Genomic DNA, 23,685 nt, shown 5'->3' on the forward strand with positions numbered 1-23,685 from the left:
GCCCTGCTGCGGCCGGACTTGTGGTGGAGAGGGGAATGTGGATAGCGGGGCGGACGGCGCAACGCACCGTCCGCCCCGTGCTTACTTTCAGATCGTGGCGGCCGCCTTTCCGGTTTCCTATCGGGGGCGACTTCCGATATATCCCCGAACACGCCGCGCGCCGGGCGTAGCGGCTCTTCCGCACCCGCCGCGTCGGGCGAGTGTTGTCAATGGCGCAGGATTTCCTCTCCGATTTCATCGAGCGCGCGCAGGCGCGCGACTCGCGCCTGGGGCGCGCGCTGAAGACCCGCACGGCTGGCGTCCTTGGTCGATGCGCCGAGGGCATGATGCGCGATAACGGCCTGCTGTGGGCTTCGGCGCTGACCTACACGACGGGTCTGTCGATCGTGCCAATCCTCGCCGTGGCGCTCTCGGCGCTTAACGGGCTTGGCGGGTCTCAGGCGCTCCGCCCGCTGCTCGAGCGCTACCTGACCGCCAATTCGCCCGAAATTACCGATCGCCTGATGTCGTTCGTCTCCAACGTCAACGCCAGGACCCTGGGCGCGATTGGTGCGGCCACGCTCCTCCTTACCGTGATCCTCACTCTGGGCACGGTCGAGCAGGCGCTGAACAATATTTTTCGGGTCGTGTATGGGCGCACGCTGGCGCGCAAGTGCGCCGATTACCTAAGCCTGACCTTCGCAGTGCCGGTGCTGCTGACGGGCGCGCTTGGGGTGCGCGAAATCCTGGTCAAGCACCTGCCCAACATCGCGCATGCCGGCTTGATCAGCTCGAGCCTGGCGATCTGGGCCGGCTTCTTTTTTCTCTACGTATTTTTTCCAAACCGCCGGGTGAGCCTGGAGGCTGCCGCGGTGGGCGCGCTGGTGGCTTCGATCCTGCTCCAGATCGCGCAGTGGGCCTTCATCTACTTTCAATACGGAGTCAACAAATACGCCGCGATCTACGGCGCGCTCGCTTCGATCCCGGTGCTGCTCACCTGGATCTATATGACCTGGGTGATCGTGCTTTTCGGCGCCGAGGTCACCGCAGCCTTCGAACGCCGCAATCAGCCGCTGGTTGCGAATCGGTGGGCGGCGAGCCAGCGCGCCGTGGCCCTCGCCGTTGCTCTGCGCCTGGGGGAGCGGATGGCCGGACGGCGCGGCGCGGTGACGCCGGAGACGCTGTCGGCCGAGTTCAGGATCGACGAGGCCGTGCTGGTCGAGATCCTGCGCCGCCTGGAGGGCGGCGGGATCGTAATCGAAACCGAGCCGGGCGAAGCCGGCGGCGAGAGGGGATTGTTCCTCGCACGCGATTCTTCGACGATCAGCCTCGGCGAGGTCCTCGAATGCGTGCGCGGCGGCGGCAGCAGCGCCGTCCCTTCCGACGCACGGGTTGCAGCGATGGTCGAGCGGCTGCATCAGGCGGAGATCGAGACGCTCGGCAGCTACACCGTGCACGATCTGACCGAGCGCATCGTGGGCGCGGCCGCCCCGTCGGCGACCGGCGGCGCCGAAGGCAAGCGCGCCGCCAGACAAACCTGAACGGCGCCGGCGTCCGATCGACGCGCGGCCGGAATCCTAGTCTTCGAGGAGCTTGTGCAGCGATTCGAGCTCGCGCCTGACCTCGGCCAGCGTGCGGCGCGTGTGATCGCTGACGACGCCTGATGGTCCCGCGGCAGCCTCGGAGGAAGCGGCGCGCGCCGTAGTGGAGCCGGAATGGGCCGCTTGGCCCGGCTTGGCGACGAGCGCGCGTTCGAGTCCCACTTCGCGGATGTACTTCTTCGCGCCCGCGATGGTGAAGCGCTCTTCGTGAAGCAGGCGCTTGATAAGCCGCAGAGTCTCCAGATCCTGCGCGGCGTAAAAACGGTGCTTTGACTGCGCATGGCGCGGGCGCAGGAACGGAAACTGCGTTTCCCAGAAGCGCAGCACGTAAGCTTCCACTCCGAGCGCCTTGGCCGCCTCGCCGATCTTGAGCAGCTGTTCGCCGCCGCCAGCCTCGCCCGCGCCACCCCGGGGGCGCGCAGTTTTGCGCTGCGAGGGTCGCGCGGTGCGGGCAGGGGAAGTCATGCAGCGAAAGTCGTCCGGAGATTTATCCCGAGATCCAGGCAGCGGCGATTATGCCGATCGTTTGGCACCGTTAGCCACCAGGCCCTTAAGGACATGGCTTGGCTTGAAGGATAGCACGCGGCGCGAGTCGATGATGATACTAAGTCCGGTCTGCGGATTGCGCCCCCGCCGGGCGCGCTTCTGATTGACGGTGAAGCTTCCGAAGCCCGAGATCTTGACCTTCTCGCCGCGCTGCAGGCTCTCTTCGATTATTTTGAAGACCTCTTCCACGATATCGCAGGCTTCCTTTTTGGATGAGCCTATGCGCTCGTAGATCAGGTCCACGAGATCGGCCTTGGTCATATTCTGCGGAGTATCGTCCCCCAAACCGCTCCCCCCCCGGAACGGAATTTAACTCTACTGCCGCAACTCTGCCCCCAGCCGCCGCCGCGCCCCCTCGGTCAAATCGCCGTGGGCGCGGTTCACCTCCTCATCCGTGAGTGTGCGATCTTTCCCGCGATAACGGCACGCGAGCGCCATGCTCTTCCTGCCCGGCGCTATCGATTCCCCCTCATACACGTCGAAAACATCAACGCTCTCGAGCAAGGGCGGCGCGCTTTCCCTGATCGCCGCGATCACTCGAGCCGCGGGGATGCCACGATCCACCACCAGAGCGAGGTCGCGTCGGATTGCGGGGTATCTCGGTGGAGCCGTGACTTCTTGGCGCGGCAGGAAACCATAGGCGATGAGATGTACCAAGTCAAGTTCACTAAGCGCGCAAGGACTGCTTAGTTCCACTCTCATCGCCGCTGCCGGATGCAACTCGCCCAGATAGCCGATCGGCCTGCCATCGAACATCACTCGCGCCGCGCGCCCGGGATGCAGAAACGGATAGTCGGCTTCGCCTGCGGCGTCAAACGCAACGCGCGCGGCCACGCCCAGCGCGTAGAACCATTGCTCGAGCACACCCTTGAGCGTGAAGAAGCTTGCAGCCACGGCCGGCCGTCCGACTGCGCCCAGCGCATAGTCGCCGTAGCTGATTGCGGCCAGCCGCTCGTACTCGACCGGCGCGCCATCGTGCGTCGAAAAGACCTTGCCGATCTCGAAAGCGTGAAAGGACGCCGCTTCACGGTTGAGATTGAAGCGCAGCGCGCCAAGCAGCCCTGGCGCCAGGCTGAGCCGCAGCTCGCTCAGCTCTGCGGAGAGCGGATTCGCAACTCGCACCGCCTTGCCGCCCATCCCGGGATAGAGCCGATTATCGTCCGGCCCGATGAATGCGATCGTTCTCAGCTCGGTCAGGCCCGCACCGACCATCAACTCGCGCGCCGCGCTGATAAAGCTCCTGTAGTCGTTAGGCGTCGCGGGCATCGCCGCGCGCTGCGGCACCGTCGCGGGAATCTCGGTCAGTCCCTTGAGCCGCGCGATTTCCTCGGCGAGGTCGGCCGGCTCGTTCAGGTCCGGGCGAAACGAGGGCGGTGTGACCATCAGCCGGCGCGCGCCCGCCGGTTTGACCGCGGCGCCGAGCGCGCTCAGCCGCGCGCGGACTTCCGCGCCCGGAATCGCAACGCCCAAAAGCGAATCCACCGCGCCGAGATCCAGCATCACGCGGCGCTCGGACGCCGGCCGCGGCTCCGCCTCGACCGCGGGTCCCGAGACCTTGCCGCCGGCACTGGCGATTATGAGCTCGGCGACGCGCGCGAGCGCGCGCATCTGGCCGCCACGATCGATCGCGCGCTCGAAGCGGTAGCTGGCCTCGCTGCGAAGACCCAGGCGGCGCGCGGTGCGCGCGATCGTCATCGGCTCGAAATAAGCGCTCTCCAGCACCAGGTCGGTGGTGGCGGCGCTGACTTCCGAGTTGAGCCCGCCCATGATTCCCGCGATCGCCAGCGGCTTTTCCGGGTCCGCGATCAGCAGGTCGGCCGGCTCGAGCGCGCGCCGCACGTTATCGAGCGTGACAAATTCGCGGTCGAGCGCGCCATCTGGCGCCTGGTCGGCGCGGCGCACCACGATCCGCTGCCGGGCGATTTGCGTGCTGTCGAAGGCGTGCAGCGGTTGTCCCAACTCCAGCATCACGTAATTGGTCGCGTCGACCACGTTGTTGAGGCCGCGCATCCCGCACAGCTCCAGCCGCCGCCGCATCCAGAGCGGCGAGGGCCCGATCTTCACGCCGCCTATCGGCAGCCCCGCGTAATGTGGACAAAGCCCGGGCGCCAGTATCTCGACCGCGAGCTCCGGCTGCGCGCGCTGACCGCTGCCGCGCGCCCTGAGCATCGCGGACTTCACGGCCGGCTGCTTGAGCTTCAGCCCGAATAATGCCGCCACTTCGCGCGCGAGCCCTAGGATCGACAGGCTATCGCCGCGATTGGGCGTGATCGCGATGTCGAGCACCGTGTCGTCGGAACGCAAATAGGAGGCCAGTTCAACCCCGATCGGCGCGTCGTCCGACAGCGCCACGATACCCGCGTGATCGTCGGAAAATCCCAGCTCGCGCTCCGAACAGAGCATCCCCTCCGAGCGCACGCCGCGGATAACTGCTGCCTGAAGAGGCGGTGCGTCGGCGAGGCTCGCGGCGCGATGGCCGCCGCTGCCATGCCCGCTGCCGATAAGCCGGGCGCCCAGGCGTGCGAACGGCGCCGTCATCCCCGCGCGCACGTTGGGCGCGCCGCAGACCACGCTGAAACGCCCGACCGCGCCGGCGTCGACGTCGCACAGATTGAGACGGTCGGCGTTGGGATGGCGCTCGACCTTGAGCACGCGCGCCACGAAGACGTCGCTGAAACCCGGCGTTACGCGTTCGACGTTCTCGACCTCGAGCCCGGCGAGCGTCAAGCGGCGGCACAACTCCTCGACTTCGGCTTCGAGCGTGACGAACTCGGCGAGCCAACTGAGCGGCAGCTTCATGACGATGATCCCGGGTCCGAAGACCGGGCGACCGAAGATCGGGCTGTGAAGGACGGAAATTGTCCGAGAAAGCGCAGGTCGTTTTCGAAAAAGAGCCGCATGTCGTCGACGCCGAGCTTGAGCAGCGCCTGCCGTTCGACGCCCATCCCGAAGGCAAAACCCTGGTACTCGGCGGGGTCGTAACCGACTTTGCGCAGCACGTTGGGATGAATCATCCCGGAGCCCAGGATCTCGGTCCATCCGCTCTGCTTGCACACGCGGCATCCCGCGCCCCCGCAGAGTAGGCAACTGATGTCGAGTTCGGCGCTCGGCTCGGTAAACGGGAAAAAGCTCGTGCGAAATCGCACCTCGGTGCGCGGGCCATAGAACGCGCGCGCGAATTCGCTCAGCACGCCCTTAAGATGCGCCATCGTGACCCGCCCGGCGCGGTCAACCATGAAGCCCTCGATCTGGCTGAACATCGGCGAGGCGCGCACGCTCAATTCATCGCGCCGGTAGCAGTTGCCTGGACACACCACTGCCAGCGGCGGCTTGCGGCTTTGCATCACGCGAATCTGGCCGTTGGAAGTGTGCGTGCGCAGCAGCATCTCCCCGGGCAGGAAAAAGGTGTCTTGCATCTCGCGCGCCGGATGGTCGGGCGGAAAATTGAGCGCCTCGAAGTTATGAAAATCGTCCTCGACGTCCTGGGTTGCGGCGATCTCGAAGCCCATCGAGGCGAAAATGTCGAGCATCTGCTCCATCACCAGGGTCAGCGGATGGAGCCGGCCCCGCGCGACGCGTGCGCCGGGCAGCGTCACGTCGAGCCGCGCCTCGCCGAGCGAGCGGGCGAGCGCGACGACGCGCTGCCGCTCCTGCAGCGCCTCGATGCGGCCTTCGATCTCGCGTTTGATCTGATTGACGAGCTGGCCGATGGCCGGGCGTTCCTCGGCGGCGACCTCACGCATCCGGCGCATCACGTCGGTCAGTTCGCCGCCGCGCCCGAGCACGCGCACGCGCACCGCTTCGATCTGCTCGGCGCTCGCGCCGTCGTCCAACTGCGCCATCGCCGCGGCGCGAAGAGCTTCGAGCTGTTCTCTCATCACGTCCTCAGGAAGTGTGTATGCGCACCATCCGGTCCGCTCGCGAGCGCGCCAAACCGGGCATCGTCAAACTCCCAAAAAGGATCGAGCACAGGAGCATCGAACGACAATCAAGGAAAAGACCATGCGGCCGCGCGCCACATGGTCCTCGAAAGCCGCCAGGGCGCTCTGCCCCTCTAGGCGGCTTTGGCTTGAGCTGCGGCCTCGAGTGCCTTTTTGGCCGTGGCAGCCAGCTCGGCAAAAAGGCCTTCGCGCGCAAGCGCGAGGGCGGCAAGCTGCTTGCGGTCGATCTCGACGCCGGCCTTCTTGAGCCCGTCCATCATGCGGCTGTAGCTCAGCCCGTATTCGCGGGCGAGCGCGTTGATTCGCGTGATCCACAGTGCGCGGAAGTCGCGCTTCTTCTGCTTGCGATCGCGATAGGCGTAAGTCAGCCCCTTCTCCAGCGTGCTGCGGGCCTGGCGGTAGAGTTTGCGGCCGCCGACGAAACCGGAGGCGAGCTTGAGCTGTCGTTTGTGACGGCGGCGTGTTTTGGGGCCGCCTTTGGCGCGAGGCATCGGAGGTCAGTCCTTTTCCTTTTTGATTGCCCTAGAGATACGGGACCAGTTTGCGCATAGTGCGCGCGTCAGTGGCGTTCAGGACGTTTGGCCGGCGCAGGTGGCGTTTGCGGGCACGGCCTTTGGACGAGAGCAGGTGGCGCAGGTAGGCCTTTTTGTGCTTGACCTTGCCGGTTTTGCTCACGGAGAAGCGCTTGGCGGCGCTGCGATTGGTCTTCAGTTTGCCCATCGGATGCGGCTCTTGCTCCCGGTCGCTGGATGCAGTCCCGATTCTCGGGTCTTTCCCAAATCCTAGCGCGGCGTCAGCAGGATCGACATGTTGCGCCCCTCCATCCGGGGCAGACCGTCCGCCTGTGCGATGTCCTGCACCTGGGCGACGATCGAATCAAGCAACGTGCGTCCCAGCTCGGGATGGGTTATTTCCCGGCCGCGAAACGAAATCGAGAGCTTAACACGCTGACCCTCGGCAACAAAGCGCCGGATGTGCTTGATTTTGAACTCGACGTCATGTTTTTCCGTCCGCGCGCCCATCTTAACCTCCTTGATCGCCGTGGCGGTCGAATGACGCTTGGAGTCATGGGTCTTTTTCTTTTGCGCGTAGCGGTACTTGTCGAAATCGGTGACGCGGCATACCGGGGGCTGGGCGGTGGGTGCGACCTCGACCAGGTCGAGGCCCCGGCTTTCGGCCACGCGAATCGCCTCGCGAGTGCTGAGCACGCCGACCTGGCGGCCGTCAACGTCGATTACCCGGACTTCCGGGACGCGAATCTGGTTGTTCACCCTTATCGCCGGCTCGCGCGGGGGCGGGGTACGAAAGTCTCTACGAATAAATCACCTCCGTCGGCATCTCAGCCGACTTGCCGCGGAAAACTGACAGCTCCTCCCGTCAAACGTAAGCGGCAATTCCGTCGAATTGTTCCCTCAGCTCAGCGACCGAATCAGCCCGGCAACGCTTCACTTTTCAGCAGCTCAACGACTTTTTCAAGCGCCATGACTTGGCCCTTGGCGCCGCGCAAGAGCCTCAGCGACACGCTGCGCGCGGCCGCCTCGCGCTCGCCCACGACGATCATGTACGGCACCTTGGCCATCTCGGCTTCGCGCACTTTGAAGCCCAGCTTCTCGTTTCGAATGTCGGCCCACGCCCGTATGCCCTCGCGCTTCAAGAGACCTGCGAGCTCGGCGGCGTAGTCCTCGACCTTCTCGCTCAAGGAAAGCACGCGCGCCTGCTCGGGCGCGAGCCAGAACGGCAGCACGCCGCCGGTATGTTCGAGCAGCACGCCGATAAAACGCTCAAGGGAGCCCAGGATCGCGCGATGGATCATCACCGGGCGTTCTTCGGCGCTCGACGCATTAGTGAACGTCAGGCCGAAGTTCTCGGGCATGTTGTAGTCGAGCTGGATGGTCGCGAGCTGCCATCGCCGCTTGAGCGCGTCGGGCACGTAGATCTCGATCTTCGGCCCGTAGAACGCGCCTTCGCCGGGGTTGATTTCATACTCGAGGCCGTTGCGCTTAAGCGCCTCGCACAGGATCGCCTCGCTCGTCCGCCAGAGCTCTTCCGTGCCGAGATGCCGCTCGGGCATCGTCGCGACCTTGGATTCCAGCCGCTCGAAGCCCAGCGTCTGATAGATGTCGCGCACCATCTGCAGGTTGAGATCGATCTCGGCGGCGGTCTGTGCGGGGGTGCAGAAAACGTGGGCGTCGTCCTGCGCCATCGAACGCACGCGCGTCAGCCCGTGCAGCGTGCCCGAGCGTTCGGCGCGATGGAGCCGGCCGAAGTCGGCGATGCGCAGCGGCAGGTCGCGGTACGAACGCTTTTCGGCGCGGTAGATGAACGTGTGCCCGGGACAGTTCATCGGCTTGAACGCGTAGCCCTTGCGCCATCCTTCGGGGCTCGAATCGATCCGGTCGACGTCGGCGCTCTCGCGGTCGGTGGTCAGGAACATGTTCTCGCGAAAATTGTCCCAGTGGCCGGAAGTGTGCCAAAGCTCGTTCTTGTACACCTGCGGCGTGATCACTTCCTCGAAGCCATAGCGCCGATAGAGCCGGCGAATGTAATCGACGAGCGCGTTGTAGATGATCGCGCCCTTGGGCAGAAAAAACGGCGACCCGGGCGAAATCGGATCGAACACGAACAGCGCCATCTCGCGGCCGAGCTTGCGATGGTCGCGCGAGCGCGCGAGCTCGAGCAGCTTCAGATGCTCCTCGAGCGCCTCCTTGCTCGCGAACGAGGTTCCGTAAATCCGCGAGAGCATCGCGTTGCGCTCGTCGCCGCGCCAGTAGGCGCCGGCGACGCTGGTCAGCTTGAAGGCCCGGATATACCCGGTCGCCGGCACGTGCGGCCCGCGGCACAGGTCCATCCAGTCGCCCTGCCGGTAGATCGACACGCGATCGTCGGGGATGCCGCTCAGGATTTCGACCTTGTAGTCCTCGCCCATCGCGCGGAAGCGCTCGATCGCCTCGGCCCGCGCGACCTCGATCCGTTCGACCCTGAGATTGGCCTTCGCCAACTCGCGCATCTTTGCCTCGATCTTCGGCAGGTCGTCGACCGTGAACGGCGTTGGCGGCGCGAAATCGTAAAAGAAGCCGTCCTCGATCGTCGGGCCGATCGTCACCTGGGTGCCGGGATAGAGGCTCTGCACCGCCTGGGCCATCAAATGGGCGGTCGAATGGCGCAGCACGTCGAGTCCCTCGGGGCTGTCCGCTCTGACCGGCTCGAGCGTGGCATCCTCTTCGATCGGGCGGCTCAGATCGACCAGCTTGCCGTTAAGGCGCCCGGCCACGACCTGGCGTCCTGCGGCGCCGTCGAGCACTTCGAGGATCGTGATCCCGCGCGGCACGCTGCGCGAGTACCCGTCGAGCGATACGGTGACCTGGGCGCTCATTCCTGGATGGACACGGGGGCCTGCATGGACGCGGGAGCGATGAAGGGGCGAGGGGCAATCATGAATGGACGCACGGATTCGTCGGACGGAGGCGCGCCGGTGCCTGAGGACCGCGAAATGTCATGCTAGTAGTATAGCGGAAAGCGGATTGGTAGGCACGGGCGGGTTTGAACCGCCGACCCCTTCCGTGTCAGGGAAGTGCTCTACCACTGAGCTACGTGCCTTCGTTCCAGATCAAGGTGTCTGCGGCCGGGAGACCCCGGCCGCAGCCTCGAATCGGTAACAGATATCCCGAGCGTGGGCAACCAAGCGGCCGGCAAGCGACCGCCGACGGCCTATCTGCTAAGCTCTGCCGCCGGCGGCCTCGGAGATGGATCGCGAACGAATCGCCCGTATCTTCTTTTTCGCCTTTTTTGCCTTTATGGGCTATCAGCTCTACCTGCTGCTGAGCCCCTTTATGGTGCCGATCGTGTGGGCGATGCTGCTGGCCTTTATCGCCCATCCCGCGCTCGTCGATTCCCAGCGCTTCATCCGCAGCCGCACCGCATGCGCCCTGATTATTACCGTGGTCCTGGCGCTGGCCATCGCAATACCTACCGCCTGGCTCTCCAGCGAACTTGCGCTCGAAGCCACCAAGGTTCCGCTCAGCCAGCTCGTCCGCCAGGGCGGATTCGCGCACGTCGGCAGTCAGGCGTTCCATTCCGATACCCTCGCGGCGGTCGAGCGCTGGCTCGAGCATCAGGGCCTGCGGATCGAAGACGTGCGCCGCTGGATGGAGAGGGCGAGCACCCACATCACCGGTTATTTCACCGCGAACGCCACCACGTTTGCGGGCAACCTGGTCAGGTTCGCCTTCGACGTCGTGCTCATGCTGCTCACCTTCTTCTACCTGCTGCGCGACGGGGAGGATTATTACGAATTCGTCCGCGCGCTCACTCCGCTCTCCGACGAGGACAAGGCGATGGTGTTCGAGACCTTGCGCTCGACGCTGTCCTCGACGATCCGCGGGCTTTTGATGTCGGCGCTGTTCGAAGGCTTGCTGCTCTGCCTCGGCTATCTATTCACCGGAATTCCGGACGCGGTCCTCCTCGGCGCGGCCTCGGGCGCGGCCGGTCTGCTGCCGATCGGAGGCACCGCCCTCGTCTGGATACCGGCCGTGGTCTATCTCTGGGTGATGGTGGGATGGGGCTGGGCGGTGACGCTGCTCGTGTGGAGCGTGCTCGTGGTTGGCATAATCGACAATCTGCTGAAGCCGCTGGCGATCGGCCAGGGCACCGGATTGCCGGCGGTCGCGCTCTTTTTCGGCATCACCGGCGGGCTCAAGGTGTACGGGCCGCTGGGCCTGTTCGCCGGCCCGGCTGTGATCGCGGTCTTCGCCGCACTCATCCGCGTCTATCGCCGCAGTTACGGCGAGCGCCCGCCGTCCTCGTTCGCCTAGCGGCCGGCGCGGTGCCTCGCGAACGGCCGGGCGCGCCCCCCGTGGCCCAGCGCCGTGCGCGAGGATAGATTAGAGCCATCGGATCCCCCGCGATGAGCCTCGAGAAGGAGAACAAGGCGCTTGCGATAATCGATCGCTTGCGGGGGAGCGGGTTTGTCGCCTACCTCGCCGGCGGATGCGTTCGCGACCGCGTGCTCGGCGTCCCGGCCAAGGACTACGACATCGCCACCGACGCGCGTCCCGAGGTCGTGCAGGAGCTCTTCGACGACACGATCGCGGTCGGCGCCCGCTTCGGCGTGATTATCGTTGTAATCGACGGCGACCCTTTCGAGGTCGCGACCTTCCGCGCCGACGCGCCCTACGTCGACGGCCGGCGCCCCTCCGCGGTGCACTTCGGCACGGTCGAGGAGGACGCGCGCCGGCGCGACTTCACGATCGGCGGGATGTACTTCGATCCCGCCACCGGCGGCATCATCGATCTCGTCGGCGGGATGCGCGACTTGCACGCCGGCGTCATCCGCGCGATCGGCAATCCCAACGAGCGCTTCGAGGAGGACCATCTGCGCGTGCTCCGCGCGATCCGGTTTGCGACGAGGCTCAATTTCGAGATTGACGCCGCGACGCGGACCGCGATGCGCCGCGCGGCGCCCAGGGTCGCCAACATCGCCGCCGAACGCGTCGGCGAGGAGACCGTCGCGATCATGACCGGCGGCCACGCCGGGCGCGGGCTTGAGCTGATGCGCGAGAGCGGACTGCTTGAGGTCGTGATGCCCGAAGTGCTGCCGATGATCGGGTGCGAACAGCCGGAGAATTTTCATCCTGAAGGTGACGTGTACCGGCACACCTGGCTTGCGCTCTCGATGCTGGAGGCGGGATGCGCCGAGACGCTCGCCTTCGGCGTGCTGCTGCACGACGTCGCCAAGCCGCAGTGCCGCGCGGAGAGCGGCGACAAGGTTACGTTCTATGGACACACCGAGCAGGGCGCGGAGATGGCCGAGGGGATCATGCGGCGGATGCGCCGCTCGCGCTTCGTGCAGGAGCGCGTCGCCCATCTCGTGCGCAATCATCTGCGGCTCGTGATGGCGCCGCGGATGCGCCGGGCCACGCTCAGGCGGATGCTCGCCGAGGACGGTTTCGGCGAATTGCTCGAACTCTCGCGCCTGGACGCGCTCGCCTCCAGCTCCAACCTGGGCTTCTATTATTTCTGCGCCCGCGCGCTCGCCGCGATGGGCCGCGAGGAGATTCGCCCTCCGCGCCTGCTTGGCGGCGACGATCTTATAGCGATGGGCTTCGCGCCGGGGCCGCAGTTCAAATCGATTCTGAAGGATGTCGAGGATCAGCAGCTCGACGGCGCGCTCGCCTCGCGCGACGAGGCGCTGGATTACGTTCGCGCCCGCTACGGCCCGCCGCTGCCCGCCTGAGCGCGGACGCGCCGATGCTCACCGCCCGCAACGTCACCCGCCGCTTCGGTTCGCTGCTCGCGCTCGACGGCGTCGATTTCGACGCCCGTCCGGGCGAGATCGTGGCGCTGCTCGGCGAGAACGGCGCCGGCAAGACCACGCTGATGAACATCCTGGCGGGCCGGCTTCGTCCGGACGCAGGTTCGATCGAACTCTTCGGCCGTCCGCTTCTCCCGGGCTCGCCCGCCGCCGCGCTGGCGGCCGGCGTCGTCGCCGTGCATCAGAGCCCGATGCTGTTCGAGCGGATGACATGGGAGGAAAATCTGGCGCTCGGCGGCTTTGGCGCGGAGAAGACGCGCGCGGGCCGCGAAGGTTTGACCATAGATCTGAATCGGGTCGCGGCGCGCGCGGCCGCGACGGCGGCCGAACTCGGGTTCGCCCTGCCGCTGCGGGGGACGCGGATGGAGCAGCGCTCGATGGCCGAGCGGGTGCGGATGGAAGTCCTGCGCGCGCTGAGCTTCAGGCCGCGCGTGCTCATCCTCGACGAGCCCACCGGCCTGCTTGCGCCGGGCGAGCTGGCCGCCTTTCTCGACCTGCTCGGCCGCCTGCGCGCCGAGGGCCGAATCGTAATCCTGATCACGCACAAGCTAGCCGAGGCGCTCGCCGTCGCCGACCGCATCACGGTGCTCCGCCGCGGCCGCGTCGTCGCGCGCCGCGCCCGCGGCGAGGCGACCGAAGACGAACTTGCCGTCCTGATGATCGGCGGGCTTGCCCCGCCGTTCAAAGCCGCGCCGGCCGCGCCTGGCGCCGGGGCGGCAGCCGAGGGGCAAACTCTGCTCGAAGTCAGGGATCTGCTGGTCGAGCGCGACGGATGGCGCGCACTCGACCATGTGAATCTAGAGATCGCGGCGGGCGAGATCGTCGGGATTGCGGGGGTTGACGGCAACGGCCAGAGCGAGCTGGTCGAGGCGATGGCCGGTGCGCGCCGCCCTGTCAGCGGGTTGATTCGCGTCGCTCCGAGGGTGGACGGGGGAGATCATTGCCGCTGCGATGCCGGCGCGATCGCGGTGATCCCGGAAAATCGCGACCTTGACGGCCTGATCCTCGAGATGCCGCTATGGGAGAACCTGATGCTCGCGCGTCCGCTCCTGGCACGCGCCTGCGGCGGAGGCTGCGGATGGCTCAACGTGGCGCGCGCGATTGCGTTATGCGCGGACCTGCTCGAGCGATTTCGAATCCGCGCGGCCGGTCCGCAAGCGCTCGCGGCAGGGCTTTCCGGCGGTAATCGCCAGCGCCTGTGCGTAGCGCGCGCGCTCGAAAGCCGCCCGCGCGTGCTGGTCGCGCACAACGTCACCCGCGGGCTCGACCTCGCGGCCGCGGCTGAAGCGCATCGAATGCTGGCGGCGTTCGCCGCCGAGGGCGGCGCGGTGCTCCTCGTTTCGAGCGATCTCGACGAGCTGATCGCGCTCTGCGGGAGGCTCTGCGTGATCAGCCGCGGACGCCTGCGCGCAGTGGAAGCGGACGAGCGCGATCCGTCGCGGCTCGGGCTGCTGATGGCGGGCGCGTGTTAGCGCGCCTAGCGCTTTAAGTGCTCCAACTCGAGCGTAAAGCCGATCGATTGCGCGGTCATGCCTTCGCCCCGGCTTTCCTGATGCGTCGCTTTGACCGGGCCGACGCCAGGGGCGAGCCAGTAGTAGTCCTCGACGCTTACGTCCTCGCCGCCCGCCACCAGCCGCACGCCCGAATTGACGCCCGGCGCGCGCGCCGTCCCTTTCGCGGTCGAGGCCAGGCCGGTGCTCCGGACACGGACGCATCCGCTAAATGTTCCGGCAGGCACGGAGACGTTGTCATTGACGCTTTCGATCCGGGTGGCTGCGTCGTACACGGTGCCGTCGAACGTACGGTCCATCTCGCGCCAGCTGGTGCCGGCCGCGATCGGCAATTTGATCACGTAAGAATGGTCGTTCAGCCGCGATTCGGAGCCGTCGCTTTCGTCGATCGCGACGTGGCGGATTCCCTGGCCGTCGTCGGCGTAGAATTCGGTGTAGGTCTTGTCGCCGCCGGTGTTCCGCTGCGGGGTCGCATTGAAGCCGAAGACCTGGCGCGGCGCCAGGTTGGTCGTGGCCAGTTCGCCCCGAGCGCCGGTCGAGCCCGTGAAGCGAAACGTCCAGACCATCCCGGGCTTTAGCGGAAAGTAGTAGGCGAGTCCGCCGCTCGTGCGCGTGCATCCGCCCGCCGCCATTGCGGCAAATGCCGCCGCCGCCACCAACGCGTTCGCCAGTTTTGCTCTCATGTCGTCTCCGCTTCTCGGGAAGGTTCTTACGCCCGCGTCGGCGCGGGTCAAGCTCCTCGCCGGGCGCGATGCGCCTTGACTGCTATCGACAGGCAAGCCTAGCCTACATTTCAATATCGGCAAAAATCGGACGGCGTCGAAGAGAGGCGGCGAGACCCATGAATGGCGTTCACGACCTGGGCGGGATGCACGGTTTCGGGCCGGTTGTCCCGGAGCAGAACGAGCCGGTTTTTCATTCCGACTGGGAAAAGCGCGTGTTCGCGATGACGCTGACCGCGATGGGACGCCGCGTGTGCAACGTCGACGAGTTCCGCCGCGCGATCGAGCACATGCCGCCGGCCAGCTACCTCGCCGCAAGCTACTACGAAAAATGGCTTCACGCGATCGAAGCACTGCTGGTCGAGAAGGGCGTAGCCACCCGCGAGGAGATCGCCGCGGGACACGCCGGCGCGCCCGGGCCCGCCAAGGCGGCCGGACCGCCCGATAACGACGGCGGGGTGGAGTCATTCGACAGTTCCGCGGTCAAGCTGCGCTTCGACAAGAGCTACAAACCCCGCTTCAAGGCCGGCGACCGCGTGGTCGCGCGCAATTTTAATCCCGAGCATCACACGCGTCTCCCGCGTTACGCGCGCGGCAAGCGCGGCGTCGTCCGCTACGATCACGGCGTCTTCGTATTTCCCGACACGCACGCCCATGGCAAGGGTGCCCGGCCGCAGCACGTTTACACCGTGGAGTTTGAGGCCAAGGAGCTGTGGGGCGCCGATCGCAACGAGCGTGCGCCCGTCTACCTGGATTGCTGGGACGACTATCTCGAGCGCGACCGCACTGCCGCCGCCACCGCGAAACCTTCCGTCAAGGCGCGCGCCGCCAAGCCGGCCGTCCGGTCCAGGCCTCGAGCGCGCGCGGCCGCCAAAAAAGGACGCAAACGATGAGCGACGCATACGACCATCACGACGGACATGATTACCACAACGCTCCGCTGTCCGAGCCGGCCCAGCGCGTCAAGGCGCTGGAGCAGTTGCTGATCGAGAAGGGCCTGGTCAACCCGCAGGCGCTCGACGAACTGATCGATACCTACGAGCGACGCATCGGCCCTCGCAACGGCGCCCGCGTGGTCGCCCGCGCATGGACCGATCCCGAGTACCGCAAGCGCCTGCTCGCCAACGCCGCCCAGGCGATCGAAGAGCTTGGCTTTCCGCCGGGTCCGCAGGGCGAGCACATGATGGCGCTCGAGAACACGCCGCGCTTGCACAACCTCGTGGTTTGCACGCTTTGCTCGTGCTACCCGTGGTCGGTCCTGGGACTGCCGCCGGTGTGGTACAAGAGCACGGCATACCGGGCGAGCGCGGTGAACGATCCGCGCGGACTGCTGAAGGGATTCGGGCTCGACGTCGGCGACAAGGAAGTGCGCGTATGGGACTCCAGCTCCGAGATGCGCTATTTCGTGATTCCCGAGCGTCCCGCCGGCACCGAGCAGCTGAGCGAGGACGAGCTTGCCGATCTCGTCACGCGCGATTCGATGATCGGTACGGGCCTTCCGAAATCTCCCGCGCGGAGCGCGCGCCGCGCCGGCGCGTCGAAGTGACGTGCGCCCCGACGGAGCGTATCCAGTGTCAGCCAGGCCCTCCGCACAAAAGACCGCCCCGGATAAGACCGCCGAAGATCTGATCGCGGCCGCCCGCGCGCTGGCTCCCCAAGCCACCTTCGGCGAGCCGTGGGAGGCGCGCGCCTTTGCCGTCGCGGTCGCGCTCTGCGAGGCGGGACAGTTCCAATGGGCCGATTTCCAGCAGAGCCTGATCGACGAGATCGCCGCGGCAGAGAGGGCCGGCGCCGTTACTGCCGGCGGCGCGGATTACTACCGTCACTGGCTGAGTGCGCTGGTCCGGCTGCTCGAGGCCAGGGGAATCGTCGGCGTTGCGGAGCTCAGTGCGCGAATCGCCGAGGCCGGTCCGCCGCCGCCTCCGCAGGACCCGCGCGGCGCCCATCGGCACGGACAGAACAGATAGGCAAACCGCACGCGCACTGCGGCGGACGCCGAGCTATAGACGATGTACCGTTACCTGGTCGGTGCGATTGTCGCTGCGCTGGTTGCCGGGCTGCTCGGATGGCATTGGTATCAGCAGGAACAGGCCGAGCATCGGCACGACCAGGCGCAGATCGGCGATCTCTCCGCCCGTATCAGCCAGCTCGAGGCGCAGAACAAGCAGCTCGATGCAGACCTTGCCAAGGTGCAGGCCGAGGAGCAGCGGCAGGTTACTGAAAACGACTTGCTGACCAAGACGCTCGAGCAGGCCAAGCTGACCGGCAAGATTCCCGACAAGCTTCCCTATCCGCCCAAGTGACGGCGCGCGCGTCCGCTTAGTTCTTTTCCGGCGTGACGGCGAATCGATGCCATTCCGCCAGATATGCGAGCGAGCGCATGTTCGGCATCCGGTCGAGATAGACTTCACCGTTCAGATGGTCGGTCTCGTGCTGGACGACGCGGGCGTGGAAATCGCTCGCGATAAAATCCAGCGCTTCGCCGCGCCGCCCCAGCGCGGTTACGCGCAACTGCCTGTAGCGCGGCGCCCGCCCGCGCATCTCCGGGATGCTGAGGCATCCTTCCCAATCCTCGACCACCGTGCGGTCGAGGATCGTAACCTCGGGGTTGACGAGAAAGGTGAGCGGCACCGAGGGCATCTCCGGGTAGCGCGGATGATGTTCGACCTCGAGCACGGCGACCCGCAGCGGCAAATGGATCTGCGGCGCGGCAAGCCCCACGCCAGAGTACTCGCGCATCGTGTCGACCATGTCGTCGAGCAGGCGCTGGAAGTCGGGCGTGCTGATCCGCTCCGGCGCGACCGGCTGCGCCTTCGCGCGCAGCACCGGGTAACCAAGACGGGCGACTTTCAGAATCATCGGTGCCACCTCTGCGGCTTTTACGAAAGCCGCGCGATTATCTCCGTTTGCCGCGCGCCGCGCCACCGCGAGCGCCGCGCCGCCTGCTCTAGAAGCCGAACTGGATGATGTCCGCGCGGGCGGCGGCGTACGCGCGCGCGAACTCAAGCTGCGCTGCACTCTCGGCGTGAATCTCGAACATCGGTTCGCCGCGCGAGACCACGTCGCCGACAGTCTTGAGCATCCGCACTCCCGCGGCGACGTTGGCGGGCGCGCCGGCGAGCTTGGCCACGCGGCCCATCTCCCAGTTATCGATTTGGCGGATGCGGCCGTCGCCGGGTGCGCCGACTATGGTCTGAAAGAGCGCCGCCCCCGGCATCTCGCGCGCGCCCTGCGCCAGCACGATCTCTTCGAACTTGCCGAGCGCGGCGCCCGAGTCGAGCGCGGCCTGCGCCGCGTGGTAACCGCCGGCCGGCGCGACCTTGCCGCTCATCTCGAGCAGCCGCGCAGCCAGAAACAACGACTTCTCACGCAGATCGACCGGCGCCTGCGCATCTCTCCGCAGGACCGCAAGCACGTCGAGCGCCTCCAGCCTGGGTCCGATGCCGCGTCCGATGGGCGCGTGCGCGTCGGTGATTTCGATATCGAGCCGAAGGTCGATCCGCTCGGCCACCGTACGGAACAGCGCGCCGAGCCGTTCGGCCTCGGCCAGCGTGCGCACCTTGGCGCTCAGGCCGAGCGGAATATCAATGAGCACGTGCGTCGCGCCGACGCTTTTCTTCTTCGCCAGGATCGAGGCGACCATCTGCACCTCGGTGTCCATCTCCATCGGCCGTTCGACAGTGATCAGGATGTCGTCTGCGGGCGCCAGTTCGAGCGCGCCGCCCCAGGCGATGCAGCCGCCGGTGCGCTCGACCACCTTGCGCATCCGCTCGGCGCCGAGCGCGACGTCGGCCAGCATCGCCATCGTGTCCGCGGTGCCGGCGGGACTGGTGATCGCGCGCGAAGAAGTTTTGGGCACGGTGAGGCCGAGCGCGGCGAGGATCGGCACGATGATCATCGTGGTCCGGTTGCCCGGGATGCCGCCGATGCAATGCTTGTCCACGATCGGACCCGGCCCGAATTGCAGCTGCGAACCGGTCGCAACCATCGCGCGCGTGAAATCCACCAGTTCATCGGCGTCGAGCGCGCGGATCGCGCAGGCCATCACGAACATCGCCAGCTCCACCCGCGAGTAGCGATGATGGGTCACGTCGGAGAGAATCGCGTCGAAGGCGGCGCGCGAGAGCCGTCCGCCGCGCAGCTTCTCGCGCACCATATCGACGCTCGGCGGGGCGAACGCGAGCGTGGCGCTGACCGGCGCGCCCTGCGGCAATCCCAGGTCGCGAAAAGCGTCCTCGGTGAGGCCGATCTCGTCTTCGGCGATCAGCGTGTCGAAGCAGAAGCCCAGCACCCCCGAGACCTGGCGCGTCTGACCGGTATGCGGATCCACTCCGATGACCCGCGCGCGGTCCATCGGATTGAATCCCAGATTGCCTTTGGCCACGGCATCGCGATGGATCACGATGATCCGCTCGCGCAGGGTTTCGATGCACAGGTGCTTGAGCCGGAAGGTCCCGTCTTTCATGGGAATCGAACCGCCTGCCGACTCACAGGCGTACGGTCTGAAGCTGCTCGGCCACGATCGCGTTCCATTTCAACTCCTTCAGTATAGCCGTGCGCAACGCCTCGGCCGCGGCCGGATCGCCATGCACCACGTACACCGCCTCGGGCGGCCGCGGCGCCGCCCGCAGCCATCCGATAAGCTCCGCCTGGTCGGCGTGCACCGAGAAAGCCTGCACATTGATGACCTCGGCTTTGACCGGAACGTAGCGGCCGAGCATCTTGACTTGCGGCTCGCCGTTGAGCAGGCGGCGTCCGCGGGTGCCGTCGGCCTGGTAGCCGACGAGAATCACGGTGTTGGCGGGGTCGGGCAGGCGGTTGGCCAGGTGATGAAGCACGCGGCCTCCCGTCGCCATCCCGGAAGCCGAGATAATAATGGCGGGCCCGGCCAGCGAATTGAGCGCGATTGATTCTTCGACCGTGTGGGTTTCGATAAGTCCCGCGGGATCGAAGACCTCGGGAGTGGCAGCGATCTCCGGGCGCAGCTCCTGGTCGCCGCGCTCGGCCGCCGCGCGGTAGATCTTGAGCGCCGCCGTCGCCATCGGGCTGTCGACATAGACCGGCACCGCCGGCACCCGCCGCGCGCGCACCAGGCGCTCGAGATGGAACAGCACGACTTCCGTGCGGTCGACCGCGAAGGACGGAATTATCACGATCCCGCGGCGCGCGATGGTGCGGGTGAGCGCCTGCTCGAACGCCGCGAGCGAGGCGGCGTCATCGTGGAGACGATCGCCATAGGTCGATTCCACCACGATCACGTCGGCGGGCGCCGGAGGTTCCGGCGCGCGGAGCAGCGGATGCCGCGGGCGGCCGAGGTCGCCGCTGAAGAGGATGGTGCGGCGGCGGGGATGCTCGATTTCAACCATCACGCTGGCGGCGCCCAGGATATGCCCCGCGCGGCGCATCGTCGCGTTGATGCCGTCGGCGAGCGCGATGCGCGAATCGAAAGGCGAGGCCACCAGCGAGCCGAGCGAGCGCAGCGCGTCCTCTTCAGTATAGAGCGGGCGCGCCGGCGTATGTCTGGAGTAGCCGTGCCGGTTGGCAAAGTTGGCTTCCTCTTCCTGCAGATGGCCGCTGTCGGGGAGCAGAATGCGGCATAGCGCGACCGTGTCGGACGTCGCGAAGATCGGGCCGCCGTAACCGTCGCGGCAGAGCGCCGGCAGATAGCCGCTGTGGTCGAGATGCGCATGGCTAAGCGCGATCGCATCGATCCCGGCCGGATCCACCGGGAACCTGTCCCAGTTGCGCAGCCGCAACTCCTTGAGACCCTGGAAGAGCCCGCAATCCACCATCACCCGCGCGTTCGCGCATTCGACCAGGAAACGGCTGCCCGTGACCGTGCCGGCGGCGCCGAGAAAGCGCAGGGTCGATGCAGCGCCGGCGAAGCGTTTGGCGGTCATGCTTTCACACTCATCGGGCTTTCGTCAGCGCCGCACTCACCAGCGGGGCGCACTGAATCCTGTTGCTCGGATGTTCGACGGTGTCGCAGGAGACCACCGTTCGCACGCCGGAGCGCCGGATAATGTCGAGGGCGCCTCGCGCGAAGATCGCATGTACCACCAAGGCGTCGACGGTGCGTATGCCGCGTTCGCAGAGCGACCGCGCGGCGGCGGCTATGGTCGCTCCGCTGCTCGCGATGTCGTCGATCACGACCGCGCGGGCGCCGGGCGGAAGCTCCGGAAAATGTATCTGCACACGGCGGTCGCCGAGGCGCCGTTTCACCCCGACGGTCCATCGTATTCCCGCCGCCCGCGCGACCGCCTTGATCCATGGCGCCGATTCCTCGTCGGGTCCAACTGCGATCATGCCGCTTGAGCGGGGCGCCAGCCATCGCGCGATCGCCGGCGCAGCGCTGAGCGACTGTGCACGGCCTCCCGTCACGTCGCTCAGGCGCCGGGTCCGATGGAGATGCGGCTCGACCGTGAGCACGCGATCGAAAGCCCGACCGAGAGAGCGGCCGAATACGCGCTGTGAAATCGGTTCACCGGGATGAAAGATCTTGTCCTGGCGCATATACGCGAAATAGGGCGCCACCAGCGTCACGCGCCGCGCGCCGGAGCGCCGCAAGGCGTCGGCCGCGAGCAGAACCAGCATCAGTTTGCAGTCGGGATTGTTGAACGATTGCACAAGGATAGCTTCGGCGCCCGCGCGATGCGCGACTCTGACCAGCGTTTCGCCGTCGGGGAACGCATGCGTTCGCACGGCCGCGAACGTCGCGTCGAGGCTCCGCGCGAGTCGTCGCGCGAAGCGCGCTGAATCGGCAATCGCATGCACGATTGCCGAGGGCTCGCCGGTTCCGGATTTCCTCATTCGTTCGGCGCGCGCTTTGGATTCAAAGACGTGCGCCCGGGCAATACTCTAGCCGGATCCCGAGTGCTCGATGAGCCGGTCCTACATAGATTTGTCTCTTGGATGCGCCGGGCTGTCTCCGGGATGGAGCAGCGGCTGTGCGATTCAGGAACACCATGGATCCAGGCTTTACTTTAATGCGCAGCCTGCTCGGTCCTAAATCTCAGGGCATTTGTTTTGCTCACTGCCTGGGGTGACGGCGAGAAGCAGGCGCCAGGCAGGCGTCAGTCTGACGCGAAGCTTTGACGAAGAAGCGACGCCCAGACAGACGTGGTAAAAATTAGCGATTATAACCATCAATTATCCTCGTTCGTCCTACTTGACTTATAGTTATCAGCAATACTATACTCTGAGAGCATTTGGTGATGACGGCGCCGGAATTCTATTGAGCTTGTCTCGATAGAGAATCAGTAGAGGGCGTCGGTTTTTTGCGAGTGTGGCGGATGGCGAGGAATTCGACTCGCCAATTGCTGACCGCTGAGTTGCGCGCGCACGTTCGCGCGTAAGACTGCCTGAAAGTAGTTCTCAGGCTGCGATCGCTGATGGAACCGGCAGGTGTGGGTCCCATGAGGGCCGAAGACGCGCTTCGAAAAATTGGTTTGCTGCGCAAGGTGAGACCTGAAAACGGCGCCCTGGAGGCCGAGGCCGAAAATGCGGCTCGCCTGGCCAAGGCGCTGATGGAGCGCTACGCGATCACATCCGAAGATGTGCTTGACGCGGCGCCCAGGCCCGCCTTTCGGATGACCTGGGTTTACTGGCAGGAATTACTCCACGAGTTCGGCCTCCAACTGCGGCACTTCGGCCATCGCGGTAACGCCACAATCGGCGCCGACCGGGTCGTCTATATCAACCTCCGCACTTCGCAATGGTCGGTCGAGCAGCAATCGAACGGCGGACGGCAGACGGTCGCTCGCGACTGGGGTGTGGAATCGCTTCGCACCTATCTTAACGTCCACGGACGGGGATACTCGCTCTTCAGGCGCTGACGCTGGCATTCCTCTCGCCGCGTCGGGGCCGCCACGCCCTGATCTCGTCTGATTTTTCCGGCAGATCACGACAAATCCGGCCCTACCTACCACGGACCGCGCCGCGTAACTTTTGCCGCCCGGCACGGTACTGAGAAGAGCTCAGCCCGCTACGAGCCGATCACGGTTCGTAAGCGGGCGCCGGCAGCTTGATGCGCCAGCCGCATCCAGCAACAAGACGTAAGGAGATGGGCCGCGCGATGACGCAACGTCACGTTCGCGAAACGGGGTACTTCTCGAGTCACGGGCGCAGAATTCTCGGGCGAAGGACCGTGCTCGCGATCCTCGGCGCGCTCCCGCTCGCGATCGGCTGGGAACTCGTCAGCCATGGGCGGCGATCGGAAGCCGCCGACGGCGGAGTATCCTCGGTTGCGGCGGGCGAGGTCGAGATCGTCGAGTTTGCCGATGACGGCCGGAGCAAGGGAACGGTCATGGTCAGCAAGGTGGTCAAAACTGACGGCCAATGGCGCAAACTCCTGACCCCCGAGCAATTCGAGATCACCCGCCAAAAAGGCACCGAGGCGCCATACACGAACAAGTACGCGAACAACCACGCCAGAGGACTCTACCGGTGTATCTGCTGCGCCACAGCGCTCTTCAGTTCGGATACCAAGTTCGAATCGGGAACCGGATGGCCGAGCTTCTATCAGCCGATCGCCAAAGAGAACATTGGCACAAGAGCGGACCGATCATTTTTCATGGTGCGCACGGAAGTGTTGTGCGCGCGCTGCGACGCCCATCTGGGCCACGTCTTTGACGACGGCCCGGCACCGACGGGACTGCGCTATTGCATGAACTCCGCCGCGCTCAACTTCGTCCCGGCCCCATCGGCGAAGGAGCCGGGTTAGCGGACGGCGGTTTTGCGCTGTGGCGCGCCCTGACGCGCTGATGGCCGAGACCGCTATCGGCCGCGCGGCGGAGGTTTCGAACGGCTGCGCCGCGCGGCGCGCAAGCGCCGGCGCACGGCGAAGAGGCCCGCGGCCGCCGCGATCAGAACGCGCCTTACGCGCGTGCGCGGATTGAAGTCGTCGGCGCGTGCAGTTTCGATCGGCCAGGCGGATGCGACCTCCGGGTTAACCACGCTAAAGCGGATCCGATCCTTCCAATGGAAGCGCGTGAACCCACGCGTTCGGATCGATCGTCGAAGGCGCCTCGGTTGAACTCTTCGGCGAAGGCCCGTTCGAGCAGCGGATCGCCGGCC

At 66.1% G+C, this 23,685-nt stretch carries 23 protein-coding genes and 1 tRNA gene; 10 read left to right on the forward strand and 14 right to left on the reverse strand.

Annotated features, from left to right (window positions below):
• The first annotated feature begins 209 nt into the window (after positions 1–209).
• Entirely contained in the window at positions 210–1,520 is a 1,311-nt protein-coding gene (locus VMI09_00770; GenBank protein HTQ23197.1) for a YhjD/YihY/BrkB family envelope integrity protein, read from the forward strand.
• A gap of 36 nt (positions 1,521–1,556) precedes the next feature.
• On the opposite strand, the gene VMI09_00775 is transcribed toward VMI09_00770, so the two are convergent.
• The 9 genes from VMI09_00775 to VMI09_00815 form a co-directional block, all read right to left on the reverse strand.
• Entirely contained in the window at positions 1,557–2,045 is a 489-nt protein-coding gene (locus VMI09_00775) for a MerR family transcriptional regulator (GenBank protein HTQ23198.1), read from the reverse strand.
• Positions 2,046–2,093: 48 nt separating this feature from the next.
• The gene (locus tag VMI09_00780) at positions 2,094–2,411 is read right to left on the reverse strand and encodes an integration host factor subunit alpha (protein ID HTQ23199.1); all 318 of its coding nucleotides are present in this window, start codon (positions 2,409–2,411) and stop codon (positions 2,094–2,096) included.
• 30 nt (positions 2,412–2,441) lie between these two features.
• Positions 2,442–4,925, reverse strand: a complete 2,484-nt coding sequence (pheT, locus tag VMI09_00785; GenBank protein HTQ23200.1) for a phenylalanine--tRNA ligase subunit beta — start codon at positions 4,923–4,925, stop codon at positions 2,442–2,444.
• Complete coding sequence (pheS, locus tag VMI09_00790) at positions 4,922–6,004, reverse strand: phenylalanine--tRNA ligase subunit alpha (GenBank protein ID HTQ23201.1); 1,083 nt, start codon at positions 6,002–6,004, stop codon at positions 4,922–4,924. Before pheS ends, pheT begins: the two co-directional genes overlap by 4 nt.
• A gap of 176 nt (positions 6,005–6,180) precedes the next feature.
• Positions 6,181–6,558, reverse strand: coding sequence for a 50S ribosomal protein L20 (rplT, locus tag VMI09_00795; protein ID HTQ23202.1), 378 nt, complete (start codon positions 6,556–6,558; stop codon positions 6,181–6,183).
• Between the two features lie 31 nt (positions 6,559–6,589).
• Positions 6,590–6,787, reverse strand: coding sequence for a 50S ribosomal protein L35 (rpmI, locus tag VMI09_00800; GenBank protein ID HTQ23203.1), 198 nt, complete (start codon positions 6,785–6,787; stop codon positions 6,590–6,592).
• A gap of 62 nt (positions 6,788–6,849) precedes the next feature.
• The gene (gene infC / locus VMI09_00805; protein HTQ23204.1) at positions 6,850–7,338 is read right to left on the reverse strand and encodes a translation initiation factor IF-3; all 489 of its coding nucleotides are present in this window, start codon (positions 7,336–7,338) and stop codon (positions 6,850–6,852) included.
• Between the two features lie 158 nt (positions 7,339–7,496).
• Positions 7,497–9,440, reverse strand: coding sequence for a threonine--tRNA ligase (gene thrS, locus VMI09_00810; GenBank protein HTQ23205.1), 1,944 nt, complete (start codon positions 9,438–9,440; stop codon positions 7,497–7,499).
• Between the two features lie 149 nt (positions 9,441–9,589).
• Positions 9,590–9,664: transfer RNA gene (locus tag VMI09_00815), tRNA-Val, on the reverse strand.
• 146 nt (positions 9,665–9,810) lie between these two features.
• Between VMI09_00815 and VMI09_00820 the strand changes: the two genes are divergently transcribed.
• From VMI09_00820 to VMI09_00830, 3 genes are all read left to right on the forward strand, one after another.
• Complete coding sequence (locus tag VMI09_00820; protein ID HTQ23206.1) at positions 9,811–10,878, forward strand: AI-2E family transporter; 1,068 nt, start codon at positions 9,811–9,813, stop codon at positions 10,876–10,878.
• A gap of 92 nt (positions 10,879–10,970) precedes the next feature.
• Complete coding sequence (locus tag VMI09_00825) at positions 10,971–12,299, forward strand: CCA tRNA nucleotidyltransferase (GenBank protein ID HTQ23207.1); 1,329 nt, start codon at positions 10,971–10,973, stop codon at positions 12,297–12,299.
• A 14-nt stretch (positions 12,300–12,313) separates the two neighbouring features.
• The gene (locus VMI09_00830; protein HTQ23208.1) at positions 12,314–13,849 is read left to right on the forward strand and encodes an ATP-binding cassette domain-containing protein; all 1,536 of its coding nucleotides are present in this window, start codon (positions 12,314–12,316) and stop codon (positions 13,847–13,849) included.
• Positions 13,850–13,854: 5 nt separating this feature from the next.
• Here VMI09_00830 and VMI09_00835 read toward each other — a convergent pair whose 3' ends face one another.
• Complete coding sequence (locus VMI09_00835; protein ID HTQ23209.1) at positions 13,855–14,571, reverse strand: hypothetical protein; 717 nt, start codon at positions 14,569–14,571, stop codon at positions 13,855–13,857.
• 158 nt (positions 14,572–14,729) lie between these two features.
• Between VMI09_00835 and nthB the strand changes: the two genes are divergently transcribed.
• The 4 genes from nthB to VMI09_00855 are packed head-to-tail and all read left to right on the forward strand — an operon-like array spanning position 14,730 to position 16,913.
• Positions 14,730–15,503 carry a nitrile hydratase subunit beta gene (gene nthB, locus VMI09_00840; protein HTQ23210.1) on the forward strand — a complete coding sequence of 258 codons (774 nt, stop codon included), beginning with the start codon at positions 14,730–14,732 and terminating at the stop codon, positions 15,501–15,503.
• On the forward strand, positions 15,500–16,156 hold the full coding sequence (nthA, locus tag VMI09_00845) for a nitrile hydratase subunit alpha (protein HTQ23211.1): 657 nt from the start codon (positions 15,500–15,502) through the stop codon (positions 16,154–16,156). The genes nthB and nthA overlap by 4 nt, the downstream gene beginning before the upstream one ends.
• Before the next feature lie 25 nt (positions 16,157–16,181).
• The gene (locus VMI09_00850) at positions 16,182–16,577 is read left to right on the forward strand and encodes a nitrile hydratase accessory protein (GenBank protein HTQ23212.1); all 396 of its coding nucleotides are present in this window, start codon (positions 16,182–16,184) and stop codon (positions 16,575–16,577) included.
• A gap of 42 nt (positions 16,578–16,619) precedes the next feature.
• The gene (locus VMI09_00855; protein ID HTQ23213.1) at positions 16,620–16,913 is read left to right on the forward strand and encodes a hypothetical protein; all 294 of its coding nucleotides are present in this window, start codon (positions 16,620–16,622) and stop codon (positions 16,911–16,913) included.
• A gap of 16 nt (positions 16,914–16,929) precedes the next feature.
• On the opposite strand, the gene def is transcribed toward VMI09_00855, so the two are convergent.
• The 4 genes from def to VMI09_00875 form a co-directional block, all read right to left on the reverse strand.
• A complete protein-coding gene (gene def / locus VMI09_00860) occupies positions 16,930–17,469 on the reverse strand; it encodes a peptide deformylase (GenBank protein ID HTQ23214.1) in 540 nt (179 codons plus the stop codon).
• 88 nt (positions 17,470–17,557) lie between these two features.
• Positions 17,558–19,075 carry a thymidine phosphorylase family protein gene (locus tag VMI09_00865; GenBank protein HTQ23215.1) on the reverse strand — a complete coding sequence of 506 codons (1,518 nt, stop codon included), beginning with the start codon at positions 19,073–19,075 and terminating at the stop codon, positions 17,558–17,560.
• A 22-nt stretch (positions 19,076–19,097) separates the two neighbouring features.
• A complete protein-coding gene (locus tag VMI09_00870) occupies positions 19,098–20,510 on the reverse strand; it encodes an MBL fold metallo-hydrolase (GenBank protein HTQ23216.1) in 1,413 nt (470 codons plus the stop codon).
• A 10-nt stretch (positions 20,511–20,520) separates the two neighbouring features.
• Positions 20,521–21,420: a ribose-phosphate diphosphokinase gene (locus VMI09_00875; GenBank protein HTQ23217.1), complete on the reverse strand. Its 900-nt coding sequence runs from the start codon at positions 21,418–21,420 to the stop codon at positions 20,521–20,523.
• Between the two features lie 638 nt (positions 21,421–22,058).
• On the opposite strand from VMI09_00875, the gene VMI09_00880 reads away from it, so the two are divergent.
• Together VMI09_00880 and msrB are read left to right on the forward strand one after the other, a co-directional pair.
• Entirely contained in the window at positions 22,059–22,445 is a 387-nt protein-coding gene (locus VMI09_00880) for a hypothetical protein (protein HTQ23218.1), read from the forward strand.
• Positions 22,446–22,684: 239 nt separating this feature from the next.
• Complete coding sequence (gene msrB / locus VMI09_00885; GenBank protein HTQ23219.1) at positions 22,685–23,332, forward strand: peptide-methionine (R)-S-oxide reductase MsrB; 648 nt, start codon at positions 22,685–22,687, stop codon at positions 23,330–23,332.
• The last annotated feature ends 353 nt before the right edge of the window (positions 23,333–23,685 follow it).

The sequence above is a fragment of the Candidatus Binataceae bacterium genome, assembly GCA_035500095.1.
Classification (GTDB): domain Bacteria; phylum Desulfobacterota; class Binatia; order Binatales; family Binataceae; genus JAKAVN01.